Below are 12,169 nucleotides of genomic sequence, written 5' to 3' on the forward strand. Positions count from 1 at the left end.
CACCGAACCCCTGGCGCATGACCGGCCGCCGACGCATGTGCCACGTCAAGCAGGACGTCGGTCCGACTCCGACGCATGCGCCACGTCAAGCAGGACGTCGGTCCGACTCCGACGCACCCACCACCCGCGCGCCTTCGAGCCCCGCGAGGACGGTGTCGACCGTCTGCTCCACTGTCTGACCGGTCGTGTCCAGCCAGAGCCCGATGCGCGGTGTCTCCTCCCGCAGCACCCGGTCCAGCGACTCGACCGTCCACCCGGCCCCGTAACCGCTCTTGCTCCGCCCGGCCTCCCGCTCGGCAACGGCCCGCGGGTCGGGGGCGAGCACGACGACGTACAGCGGTCGGGTCCGCACGAGAGCGACGTACCCGGCCAGCTCCTCCCCCAGCACCACGTCCTGCACCACGGCGGTCCAGCCCTCGTCCGCGTACGCGTCGGCCGTCATCGCCGACAGCCGGTAGCGGAGACGGAGTTGGGCCACAGCCTCCTCGTACGCCCCCGGCACCATCTCCGCCCGCCCGGACACCACCATCCGCCGGAAGACGTCCCCGCGTACATGAACAGCCTTTGACAGCCGCTCGGCCAGGGCCTGGGCGACGGTGGACTTCCCCGAGGCCATCACACCGGTGATGAGGACGACGGCGGGGCCGGGATCAGCAGCTCGCAACACGCTCACGATCAGCCCGCGACGGCACCCGCCAGGAAGGCGGTCCAGGCGGCGGGGGCGACGGCGAAGGTGGGGCCGTCGACGACCTTGGAGTCGCGGACGTGGACGGTGTGGGCGCAGGCGGCCACCTCCACGCACGCGCCGCCCTCGTTGCCGCTGTAGCTGGACGTGCGCCAGTAGTAGGCGACTTCGACGCAGGCACCGCCCTCGTTGTTGCTGTAGCTGGACGTGAACCAGGAGAGCTCGGGCCCGGTGGTCACAGTTGTCTCGCCTTCGTTTCGATGATCTCCGCCGACTTCCAGGGGTTGAGCGCCTGGGCACGCAGAATGCCGAAGAGGTCGAACATGTCGCCCACCTGCTCCGGCCTGGAGATCAACCTATCGCCGCCCTGCGCCTCCACGTACACCAGATTGCGGCCTTCCGCCGTGCACATCAACTGCATCGGCCCCATCAACCCCGCGTGCGTGTGCTGCTCCGAGGGCATCACCTGCACCGTGAGGTGGTTCATCCGCTCCATGCACTCCAGCAGATACAGCAACTGCTCCTTCAGCACCTCCGCGCCGCCGAGCGTCCGGCTCAGGATCGACTCCTCGATGACGAACCCGACGTACGGCGGCGGCGTGCGCATCAGCACCGCCTGCCGTTCCAGCCGCGCCTCGACGTGCCGGACGATCTCGTCCTCCGTGTACGCGGGTTTGCGTGCCCGGTACAGCGCGTACGCGTACGCCTCCGTCTGGAGCAGCCCCGGGATCAGCATCGTCTCGTACGCGCTGATGACGCGCGCCTGCCGTTCAAGCCGCGCCCAGTCCAGGAACTTCGCCGGATACTTCTCCTCGTCGACCAGCTCGATGCACGCCTCCAGCGCACCGCCCGCGACGAAGACCCGGTCCGCGTCGGCCAGCAGCTCCAGCGACGGAATGCGCTCCGCCCTCTCGACCGCCCCCATCAGCGACTCCGAGATCAACAACCGCTCCGCCGCCTCCTTCTGCGTGAGCCCGGCCCGCACCCGATGGATACGGATCAGTTCGCCCACGAGCCTGCGCACCTGCGACGGCTCACCACTCGTCCCCACAGCCACCTCCGCCCTCACCACACCTCGTCGATGTGGACCACGTCCTCCTGGTCACGCTACGCAACCGCCGGAATCCTTGAGGTCATGACGAGCAAGAAGCACCCCGAATGGGTGCCCGCCGCCGGCCTGCAACTCCACCTGACCGGCATCCACTTCGATGCCATCCGACTGCGGGGCGTGCGGGGCGAGGCGGTGCTGCACCACCTCGGAACCCTCACCGAGGGCGAACCGGGCCCGGTCGTAAGGGAGATCGCGGGCGGCCGGTGGATGTACTTCCTCATCCCGCCCGGGTCGAGCAAGGAGTACGACTGGCCCCCGGGAGCCCGGTGCTTCGGCCCGACAGCCCGCGACCAGTACGTGGGAATCCCCGCCCCGGACGGCAACACGTACCCGCTGAGCTGGCGGTGCGGGGCGCCGGAGGAGGGGGAGTTCGTGGACGCGGAACTGCTGTACGGGCTGGTGAGGGCGCAGTTGGCACCGGAGGAGGAGTGAGGCGGACGGCGATGGCGGCGCGATCGATCTCCACGTCAGCCGGAGCTCGCGGCAGCCGAAGAAAGAGAGACGTATGCCGACCAGGAGACGGATGGCCTGTCGGGACGGGGATCTCCACACCTTCATAGGCGCGGCCGTTGGACTTGGCGGTGAGTGTGGCGGTCTCGGCCTTCTCCACTCATGGGCCGGCGACTTCAAGACGTGCCTGCCCTCGTGCACGCGGAACCGTCGCCATCACGCCAATCTCTCTGCTCGGGAATGGCCTGAGTACGCATACTCACGGACCGTGGCCAGTGCGCTACTACTGTCGAGGCAGTTGGCCGTGTCCAGGTAGGTGCGGCAAAGCCGGGCGGGCTGCCCCGAGCAGGCTCGCGACACGGGGAGGACGATCTCGCATGGCGTGGGACGAGTGACAACTTCGTGACTGTCGGTGGCAGAGTCGTGGGGCTCGGAGACAACTGGACCATCCCGACGGATCCTGAATTCGGCGCAAACATCATGGAGTCGGGTGCCGGAGGCCATGGCGCCTATTGGGACGGCAGCGATGATGGTTCGAGACCATCTGTCAGCCTGAGAAATCAGGCTCGCGTCATCGTCGGCGACTACGAAAGTGTGACCCTTGACTAGCGCCCAGCCGATGCCACTGCCCCGGCTTCGACTCGTCCCCGTCCTTCTCTCTGCAGTTTCTCTTGCGATCCCCCTGGCAGGTTGTTCATCCATGAAGACCGATGAGGAAAAGCTCGGCTATGCACCTCGGGTGCGGGAGGTCGAATCGGCGGAGCAGGAGGTGGAAGACATCTCCAGCAGGCTCCTTGACACGATGAAGATCAAGGGGAAGACCGAGGGGGCGGGAGCCGTGATCAACCTGTGCGAAGCGGTGGACCCGGGCATGAAAAAGTACTACACGGTGGTCCATCCCTGGTCGATTTACGACCTTCAAGAGGGCACATTTGAAGAAGCCATGCGAAATCTGAGGGATCAACTTCCCAAGATGGGGTGGGAGATCACAAAAGATGGCGTGACGAAGTCGAACGCCAAGAACCCTGAGCTCGAGGCCGTGAACACCAAGAGTCACCACACCGTCATTATCGAGTGGGCCAAGAACAGGTCGGGCAGCCTGAAGGAGTTGATCAGCATTGACGTCGGCTCTCGCTGCTACAAAGCCCCTGAAGGAACCGACCTCTCCACCGAGCACTGATGGTGCTGTGCCCACCCACCCGTCACCCTCGCCCTCGCCCTCGCCCTCGCCCACAGCCACAGCCACAGCCACAGCCACAGCCACAGCCACACGGATATCTGACAACCTCGAACGCCAGGTGGCTCAGGTCGCCGCCGCACTGGTCGCGGCGCTCGTCGACAGCGACCGCAGGCGAAGCTACGGGGACTGAGTAGGCTGCCGTAGTTCTGATGACGTCCGGGGGGATTTCCGACACATGCAACAGCCGCGCCGCACCTCAGCCCGGCAGATCGGCCCCTACACCGTCATCACGAGGCTGGATCCGACCGGCCCCGGCGCGATGCCCGTCCGCGAGCGGCGGTTCATCGCGCGTACCGCGGAAGGCGACCGGACATCCGTGGTGAGCGTCCCGCTCGACGGCGTCGACTCCGCCCGATTCCTCACGGAGGCACAGGCCGCCCGATGCCACCTCGGCCCGCCCACGCCATCGGAGGTCCGGACGGCGCCCAGGTGTTCGACGCGGATCCGCTCGCCGAGACCGCCTTGGCCACCTGCGGCTGTTCTTCATCGCTGACCAGCCGGCCGCCTCCGGCCGACGCCACTCGCTCAAGCTCGCCCACACCCGGCCCTGGGCAACGCGATAGCCGATGCCCTCGACCGGCTCCAGGCTCTGCCGAACACTGACTGACTGACCAGCCAGTCCACCCGTCCCGACAACCCCCGCCACCACCCAGGGAACGTAGAACCCCTACCGCGCAACGCCTTTCCCGTAAGCACGAAACCCAGGTACTCAACAGGGCGAACACCCGAGCAGCTAGTAGCAGCCCATGGCTTTGAGTCCGACCGGGAGGTACGAGGCCGCGAACCGCTCCAGCGCCTTTCGGTCCTGCTCCGCACCACTCGGCTCCGCCATGGTCACGTCCAGAATGTAGAATTTGTCGGCTCCGCGGGCCCGGCAGGGATTCATCGAGAGCAGCTCTCCATCCGTGAGAACCGTGTCGCCCCCTATCGCGGACCTTTCGGGGTTTCGCCTCGCATCCCGGCCCTCTTTGACGTGATCCATCACGTCGAACTTATTCTGGTCCCGCCGTTCGGCTACCCACATCACAGGTCGGCCATCCACAGATATCGCGCAACGCATCTCTCCGGCATTGGACCCGGAATCCTCTGCTTCAAATTTCTCCCCGGCAGGGAGCAACGGCTCAAGCGCATCAGCGCTGACGTCCCTGCCGCACATTTTTTCAGGGACGGCATAGTTTCGGGAATCACCACACCCCGACGCGACAAGGAGCACAGCCAGAACTCCGCACAGGCGAAACAATACACCGCCCTCTCTTCGGCACATCAGTGGACACCCACCATCCCATTAGCGATACCATTCTCATTAAAAGCAGAGTTACCTATTGAATCCTCCATGAGATAGCTATTCCAGAGCGTTGCAAGCCCATGAAAACTTCCAATCTCGACAGGCGTATCTCAAGAAGCTCCATGCAGAATGGGCGGCAGCCAATCCTCACCATTCATCCTGCGCGGAAAGTCGATGCAACGTCCCGGTGAGCACCTGGCGCCGGGCTTCCGTCTGCTCAACATACGACGTCGGGTGATCAGGGTCCACACCGCTGCCCGCCGCGAACAGCGCCGATCCCAGCGCCTCCCTGGCCCGGATCGAACCATCGCCGCCCCCGCATTCATTGGGGCGGTCCTGGTGATAGAAAGCGCGGTCGCTGAGCAGGTAGTCCGCCAGGTCGTCCCGGCCGAAGAGTTCGGTGGCGAATCCGGGCCCGTGGGAGGCGGCGCGAAGGAATCCGGTCATGAGGTCGCTGACTGGGGAACCTTCGATGCCGCGGTAGTCGAGCTTGGCACCGTTCGTTGGCAGTTGACTGAGCCGGGTGCTGGCCGCGGTGCCCTGGGCGACTTCCGCTTTGGCCTGTTCGTACTCTTCCCGCACCATGAGTGATCTGCTCCCCGATATCCCCGCGCGACGCGGGAGCTCACGGTCATGTACACATGAAATCCTTCGGCCCTCAGTTGCGCGGTCCGCCGGCGTATGAGGCATGCCGTAGGGCTGGTTGGAGCCGGAAGGCGCGGTGGCGGGGGCTTCAGGGCGATGCGGGAAGGACGATCCCGTAGCAGATGTAGTCCGTGCGCTCGTCACCACTGAACGGGCCGCCAGCCGTGTGGAGCATGGCGCGCAGGACCTGGCTGTTCGTCCAGTCGGGGTGTTTGGACCAGATCAGGGCGGCAGATGCGGAGGCGATGGCGGTGGCGTCGCTGGTGCCGCTGCTCTTGCACAGCTGAGTACCCCCGGTGCAGGCGTGGACCATGTCCACGCCCGGGGCGGCCAGATCAACCTGTGGACCGTGCTGTGACGACGTGGCCCTCTTCAGGTCCTTCCCGACCGCCCCCACACCGACGACGCCAGGAGTTCCGGCCGGGTACTCGATCGTGTTTCCCTTGTCTGCACTGTTCCCAGCGGCTGCGAAAACAAGTGATCCCTTGCCCAGGGCGTACTTCACGGCGTCCGTGAGCCGTTGCGATCCCACATTGTTGCCGAGAGAGACATTGATTACTTTGGCACCATTGTCAACCGCAAAACGAATCCCTGCGGACACGTCGTCGTTGACGGCGATCCCACCGCCGCGCCCTGTCGGCCCCGCACCACGCCCTGATTCCCCCGAGGCGCCGTCTCTCAGCGAACCTGACCCCCCAGGCGTGAACGGCCACGCACCTGCACGACTCTGCTGCGGACCGACGGAAGACCGAGTCGGCCGCGGCTTGCCCACCACTACGGCGACGGCTGAATGTGCATACGCGGCAATGTCACCACAGGAACCCGCGCAGCTACGGCACTTCCTTGCCGTCGACCGGACGTGCCCCCTGGGGGGCCGTGCCTGCCCGTTCCTCATCTACTGCCGAACCGGCTCGGTGGAGGACCAGAAGGCCGAATGCTCCTGCGGTCTCAACTCCTCCGTCTTCGGCCCTCCGGGGTGGCCGGGTGTCCCTGTTGGATAGGTCATCACGGAATTCCCGGCACAGCTGAGTCCCGCGCTGATGGAGACATTGCCGATGCTGCCGACTTCCAGGGAGACGGTGAATCCATCGGCATGCCTGGCCCGGATTCGTGGCATGTCCTTGTCGGAGTTGACGCTGACAACCTTGAAGCCCTGTTGTTCCCAGTAGCGCTGGACGAGTCCCAACAGGTTGCCGCGTCGCTGCTCGGAGACCACGGTGAGGATGTTCCTGCTGCGGGTGACGGTCGTCGTTTCGGTCGCCTCGTTGAGACCGGTGCTGCACGCCGCTTCCGCGGGGGCACCATAGGCCCATTTCACCGGCGGCCGGATGGCCGCCAGCGTGCCGTCGAGAATCGCTTCCGAGCGCTGCCCCGCGTGCTGCATGTCCATCGTGGGTGCCTTCTGTTCTCTCGTGCTCCGACTCTCCGTGCCGTTGGGCCCACCGCCGGTTCCACAGGCGGCGAGCACCGCCACCAGCAGTGCGCACCCCAGCGGCCACACTGGTTTGATCACGTGTGTCACCTCGGCATCGTCGTCTGAATCTTGTCACCGTGACCAGCCACGACGCTCGCTATGTTGTTCAGTGAATCGCCACCGTCGACCGGGTCGAAGTAGATCGAATGCGCGGGCAGGTCTCCCGTCACGAGCCCCGTGAAGCCGGAGTCCTCGCCGGGGGCGACGCTGAAGTGATGACCTCCGAAATGGTTGTCAGCCGGGTCAGTGCCGAACCAGTTCTTCTTGGGGCCGTACTCACTCCCCGGAGCGATGTACTCCAGAAGGTTGGGCGTGGGAAGGTGGGTCACCTGGTCGTTCTCCGCAGCTCCGACGTAGACGTGGTCGGCACCCACGCCGAGGTCGGCGGCCTTGTCGACGCCAACGCCAGGGCTCCCGACGAGGACCACGTCGTCGGCGGGGATTCCGCCGGGCTGCTGGGTGGCCTGGCCCACGGTCAAGGATCCGTATGAGTGACCAATGGCTGTCACATGCGGCGATCCGGATTCGTGGGTGGCTCGCATACCGTTCAGGAAGCTGTCGTAGGCCGGGGCGCCGGCCTTGGCGTCACCGTCGTCCATAACGTCAGTGGCCGACCACTTGAAGCCGTCCAACTGAGGTGCGTCGTAGCCCAGCCAGACGACTGAGGCGGTCGTGGTGTCCGGGTACATCTTGTTCGCAGCGTGTGCCACATTCCAGGCCCGGTCCACGTCCGATGACGCGAAGTGTTCGCTCAGCTTGGTGTTCAGGCCCGGCACATACGCGGAGACGTTCTTCGAACTGTCCGGGTTGCCGAACGACACGATGGCGCGGCCGTTGCCTTCCGAGCCAATGCCGAGCAGGTACGGGCGGGGCTCGCGCCCCCGGCCCAGTTGCTGCTGGATGCCCTTGACGCCATCGATCTTGTCCTTGAGAGCGGTCGCCTCATCTCCGGTCGCCGCCGCGTAGTCGGCCTCCAGACTGCTCAGCAACATCGGCAGGTACGTCCGGTTGGCCCGGTCGCGGTCGGCCGCCGGTATTCCGTCCCGGCTGCCGATCTGCTGTGGGTAGTCCTGGATCAGCTCTGCCTGAAGACTGGGCGAGAGTCCATCCCACCACGCCTGCACGGCCCCGGGTGAAGCTTTCTTGTCCGGCATGCCGAGCTCGGACAGCAGCTCACGATTGAGCGCGTTCGCGGTCGCCAATTCCAGCAGGCCGGCGTTCCAGTTACCTTTGGCGCACCGGTTGGCGGCCTCAGTGAAGAGCCTGATCGCCGCCGCGTACTCTTTGTCGGCCGCCTGTGCCGCGCTCACGACATCACCAATCCGGTCGGCGTACTCCTGAGCACGAGCGGCGTGGTCTCGATTCATCATCGCGACATCACCCGGCATCATGTGGCTGGTGTCGACAGCCGGAGCGGTGACCGTACCGTCGTGGGCGACTTCATAGCCTGCTTCCGTGGCATCCGCGACGGCGGCCAGGAGTCGGCCCTGCTGGGTGGAGAACTCCTCACCACATGCCCTCAACACGGTCCCCACTCCGTCGAGTTCCTCCTTGGCGACGTTCAGGTCTCTCTGCATCCGGGCAAGTCGGTCGGCAGCAGACTCGGCGGTTACCCCGCCCCAGACCCCATCCTGGCGGAGGGGGCGGTGCAGATACTTGCCGAAGTCACCGGCATGGGTGGTGAACTTTTCTGCCAGCCCGTCCCAGGCGTCGCCGGCGTCGGTCAGTAGAAGTGGCTTGGCATCACGGAGCTCCGAGACCCGCATGTGTCAGTACCCTCCGTTCGTCGACGGCAGTTCGGTGAGCCCTGGGGTGTGCGGGTGATAGAGGCCCGGGGTGCTGATGCCCGGAGCGTTGGGGCCGAGGAACGACTTCCGACGCTCCTCGTCCTCAAGTGTGAAACTCTTATGGGAGTTACTGACCGCGTCCGCCGCGCCTCCCACCATGCCCGCCAATGAGCGCAGTGCCTTCGCCCACGCCTCCAGACAATCGTCAACCGCCTGAGCGGACTGGAAACCGACCAGTCCGGCGACAGCCGTGTCCGTGGGCGCGAACAGGGTTTTAATGTCTTCCGGTATGTCCTGGGCGACCTTTTGGGCGGCCTCACCAGCCTTCTGCACCTCGTGCGGTTCGATCCAGAACCCTTGCGTCGCACCGCCGATCGGCGTGGACATGCGTTCCCCCTCGGTCGCTGATCATCCTTGGGCCAACCACCGCTTCTTCCTCGGCCTTGAGTGCGCGCACTCAAGGCCAAAGAGCGGTCGCAAAGTCTCGTGATGTCGTGATGTCGCTGGTCCACCGCAGGTACCGACCTAGCCTGCCGCACACGACAAGCTCTGTACCGTCCGATACCCGGGGGTATCAGAATGGTGTTTCAGTTGGGCATTTCATCGTGGGGAGGCCCGGCATAAGGCGATTTGGAGCGGGGGGGACCAGCCGGAGGGGGCCCGTAGGCCGGGTATGTGGGCTGGGGCTGATGCTGGGATTGCTGATATGGGTTGGGGTACGGAGGTTGGTGCGGGTACACGGGCGGTGCCGCCGCATCGGCCGACCTGCGGCGGCGCGAGCGGATGGCCAGGGCGGCGACCGCTGCACCGATGAGCGCGGCTCCGCCGATTCCGATGCCGATCCAGAGGCCGGTGTTGCTGCTCTCGTCGTCGGAGGCCGGTGCTCCGGCCGCGGGCGTGCCCTCGTCCGTTGAACCCTCGGCCGTCCTGGAAGGCTTGGCGGAGGGGGAAGGGCTGGGGTTCTCGGCTGCGGCGAGGTCGGGGAGCGGGTACTCGTCGGCGGGGCCGGGGTCGCCCGGGGTCTTCAGGGCGATGCGGGGGCGGACGATGCCGTAGCCGACATAGTCGTTGCGCAGTGCACCACTGGTCGGAGCGCCGACCGTGTTGAGCAGAACGCGCAGTACCTGGTTATTGGTCCAGTCCGGATGATTGGACCAGACCAGCGCGGCGGAAGCGGAAGCGATGGCTGCGGCATCGCTGGAACCACTGGTTTTGCATAGTTTGGTGCCCCCGCTACAGCCGTGCACCATGTCCACGCCCGGGGCCGAGAGATCGACCTGCGAGCCGTACTGGGAGAAATCCGCTTTGTGCAGGTCCTTCCCGATCGCTCCCACACCGACGACCCCCGGGGTTCCGGCAGGATACTCGATCAGGTTTCCCTCGTCAGCACTGTTTCCCACAGCCGCGAAGATGAGCGCACCTTTAGCCAGGGCGTATTTCACGGAATCGGTGAGCTGCTGCGATCCCCCGATGCTGTCCCCGACAGAAGCATTGATGATTTTTGCACCGTGATCGACAGCGAAGCGAATAGCCACGGACAAGTCTTCATTGAAATACTTGTTCCCTGTTGCCCCATTCACTTTACCGGCATTGTCTCTCAGGCGAATCGGCAGGATTTTTACTCCCGGGGCGAGCCCGAAAGAACCACCGCCACCACGCGCATTACCGATTCCGGCGATCATGCTCGCGATGCCAGTCCCGTGATTGTCGTAGTCTGTGTGCTCATCCCCGGCGGAATCCTTGGCCAGATCCAATCCCTTGAGAACGCGTCCCTGGAGATCTGGGACAGATGCGTCCACACCCGAATCGATGACAGCTACGGTGACGTTTTCTCCCGTGCTCAACTCCCACATCTGCTCGGCCTGCATCGCATCCAGGTACCACTGGTCCGAACGGACGGTGTCCGCGTACGCAGGACTGGCGCCCACCAGTAGCAGCGTCACTGCGGACGAGACGGCGATTCCACGACGGATGGCCGCTGCACTGCTGGTACGCATCCCATTCCCTTTTCCCGATTTTCTGCTAATCAGTCGATCACCGGCGGGACGACCCGTCGGTCACCCTGCTGCCAGGTTTCCTCATCCTCGACGAGGTAATCCGGGCGTTCCTGCTCATCACGGCGCGGGTCTCCTGCTCTCCCGCTATTGGCGGCTCCGCGACCCGCCTGCCCAACTCCGTTGCTGCCGCCGCCCGTTGCCGTACCCCGCACCAGACCGGTGCCACCGGGCGTAAAGGGGCGAGTGCCCACGCGACCAGGCTGCTGAGGGCGGCCTCCCACCACGCCACCCGCCTCGCCCGCCAATCGGCGGCCACCGGCGATCCCGCTCTGGCCGCTGCCCCCGACCCCGCCCATCCCGGCGCCGTGCCCCATCGCTCCGCGACCGGCGTGAGTGCCCTCGCCACCGATCACGGTGCCGCGAGGAAGACCCCCCGTGGGACGCCCAGAAGGCTGCGCGGCCGGGCGGCCACCTACGATTCCACTGTTTTGGGACGGCCTCCCCGCAGGTCCTGTCACCGGGTTCCCTGTGGGCAAAGACATTGATGGACGAGAGATATTGGTTGTCCTGCCACCCCCATTTGTCAACGCGGGCTGTACGCGGGGTCCGCCGCCGATGCTGGGCGGCAGAACGGCGGGCGTTACAGGCATTCCGCCATCGGGCTTTCCCGGCACCGGCACGCCAGGCTGATTCACCAAAGGATTCGGTGAGGTGGTCGGCAGCGTCTCGAGACTGTCGATCCCCATGTCCACCGGGCGCGACACTGTGCCGCCGACCGGAGCGGTCACGCTTGAGTGCGCAGTTGAGAGTGCTGTCGACCCGCCAGACGAGACGTGGCCGACCCCAGGCATCGAGACACTCCCTGCCACCGCACCGGCGGCGCCTCCTGTCGTCCCGCCGCCAGAGACATAGTCATTGGTGGCGTGGTCGCGGCTTTCCTCCGAGCGGGGCACGATCACCTGCGGCGGCGGCGGAAACTCCGGCTTCTCCAGTACGCCGATTCCATCCACCGACTGGTTGTACGCCTGAGAGAGGTTCGTCATCGCCCTGGCCATGGCGTCCTTCTCCGCGCCCAGCTTCGTCGCCAGTGCGACCGCGTCCGGGTCATTCGGTACCGCGAGGGCCGCCTCCAGATTCGCCTTCGCGCCCGCTTGGGGACGAGGCGCCGCCGCCTTGGCTGAGGCGATCGCCTCAGCGGCTTCACCGATCCGCTTCGATGCCTCCCTGCTGTACAGCCCCAGACGCAGGGTGGCGTTGGCCAGGTCGGCGCTCCAGGTGCGGAACGAGTGCGCTCCCTCACCCTTCCAGTCCACGATCTGCGGACGGATCTTCAGCTCTTCGCCGATCTTGTCGATCTCGGTCGCCGCGCTCGACAAGCGGTCAGCCGCAGCCTGGACAGCCGCACTGTTGGCCTTGTCCAGCCACGCGCTCATCTTCTCGTGCGACATGCCGTCGAACGATGTCGTACCCATCTCACACCCCCGTTTTTGCCGGT

Annotated in this window: 12 protein-coding genes; 2 read left to right on the top strand and 10 right to left on the bottom strand. The window is 65.6% G+C overall.

Features of this window, described 5'->3' with window-relative positions; translation table 11 throughout:
* Positions 1-85: 85 nt before the first annotated feature.
* The 3 genes from ACFVUT_RS27745 to ACFVUT_RS27755 are packed head-to-tail and all read right to left on the bottom strand — an operon-like array spanning position 86 to position 1,736.
* On the bottom strand, positions 86-664 hold the full coding sequence (locus ACFVUT_RS27745; protein ID WP_389658272.1) for an AAA family ATPase: 579 nt from the start codon (positions 662-664) through the stop codon (positions 86-88).
* An 11-nt stretch (positions 665-675) separates the two neighbouring features.
* Positions 676-924, bottom strand: a complete 249-nt coding sequence (locus tag ACFVUT_RS27750; RefSeq protein WP_389658275.1) for a DUF397 domain-containing protein — start codon at positions 922-924, stop codon at positions 676-678.
* Positions 921-1,736 carry a Scr1 family TA system antitoxin-like transcriptional regulator gene (locus tag ACFVUT_RS27755; protein WP_389658278.1) on the bottom strand — a complete coding sequence of 272 codons (816 nt, stop codon included), beginning with the start codon at positions 1,734-1,736 and terminating at the stop codon, positions 921-923. Before ACFVUT_RS27755 ends, ACFVUT_RS27750 begins: the two co-directional genes overlap by 4 nt.
* A gap of 84 nt (positions 1,737-1,820) precedes the next feature.
* Here ACFVUT_RS27755 and ACFVUT_RS27760 point away from each other — a divergent pair, with 84 nt between their 5' ends.
* Entirely contained in the window at positions 1,821-2,228 is a 408-nt protein-coding gene (locus ACFVUT_RS27760; protein WP_389658280.1) for a hypothetical protein, read from the top strand.
* 718 nt (positions 2,229-2,946) lie between these two features.
* Positions 2,947-3,426: a hypothetical protein gene (locus ACFVUT_RS27765; RefSeq protein ID WP_389658283.1), complete on the top strand. Its 480-nt coding sequence runs from the start codon at positions 2,947-2,949 to the stop codon at positions 3,424-3,426.
* A 1,492-nt stretch (positions 3,427-4,918) separates the two neighbouring features.
* On the opposite strand, the gene ACFVUT_RS27770 is transcribed toward ACFVUT_RS27765, so the two are convergent.
* The 7 genes from ACFVUT_RS27770 to ACFVUT_RS27800 form a co-directional block, all read right to left on the bottom strand.
* Entirely contained in the window at positions 4,919-5,356 is a 438-nt protein-coding gene (locus ACFVUT_RS27770) for a hypothetical protein (RefSeq protein ID WP_389658286.1), read from the bottom strand.
* 148 nt (positions 5,357-5,504) lie between these two features.
* The gene (locus ACFVUT_RS27775) at positions 5,505-6,311 is read right to left on the bottom strand and encodes a S8 family serine peptidase (protein ID WP_389658289.1); all 807 of its coding nucleotides are present in this window, start codon (positions 6,309-6,311) and stop codon (positions 5,505-5,507) included.
* Complete coding sequence (locus ACFVUT_RS27780) at positions 6,312-6,806, bottom strand: hypothetical protein (RefSeq protein ID WP_389658292.1); 495 nt, start codon at positions 6,804-6,806, stop codon at positions 6,312-6,314.
* A gap of 128 nt (positions 6,807-6,934) precedes the next feature.
* Entirely contained in the window at positions 6,935-8,656 is a 1,722-nt protein-coding gene (locus ACFVUT_RS27785) for an alpha/beta hydrolase (RefSeq protein WP_389658295.1), read from the bottom strand.
* A 3-nt stretch (positions 8,657-8,659) separates the two neighbouring features.
* A complete protein-coding gene (locus ACFVUT_RS27790) occupies positions 8,660-9,064 on the bottom strand; it encodes a hypothetical protein (RefSeq protein WP_389658298.1) in 405 nt (134 codons plus the stop codon).
* Between the two features lie 200 nt (positions 9,065-9,264).
* Positions 9,265-10,674: a type VII secretion-associated serine protease mycosin gene (gene mycP / locus ACFVUT_RS27795; protein WP_389658301.1), complete on the bottom strand. Its 1,410-nt coding sequence runs from the start codon at positions 10,672-10,674 to the stop codon at positions 9,265-9,267.
* Positions 10,675-10,703: 29 nt separating this feature from the next.
* Entirely contained in the window at positions 10,704-12,146 is a 1,443-nt protein-coding gene (locus ACFVUT_RS27800; RefSeq protein WP_389658303.1) for a hypothetical protein, read from the bottom strand.
* Positions 12,147-12,169 lie beyond the last annotated feature (23 nt).

The sequence above is a fragment of the Streptomyces sp. NPDC058051 genome (genome assembly GCF_042885475.1).
Lineage (GTDB): Bacteria > Actinomycetota > Actinomycetes > Streptomycetales > Streptomycetaceae > Streptomyces.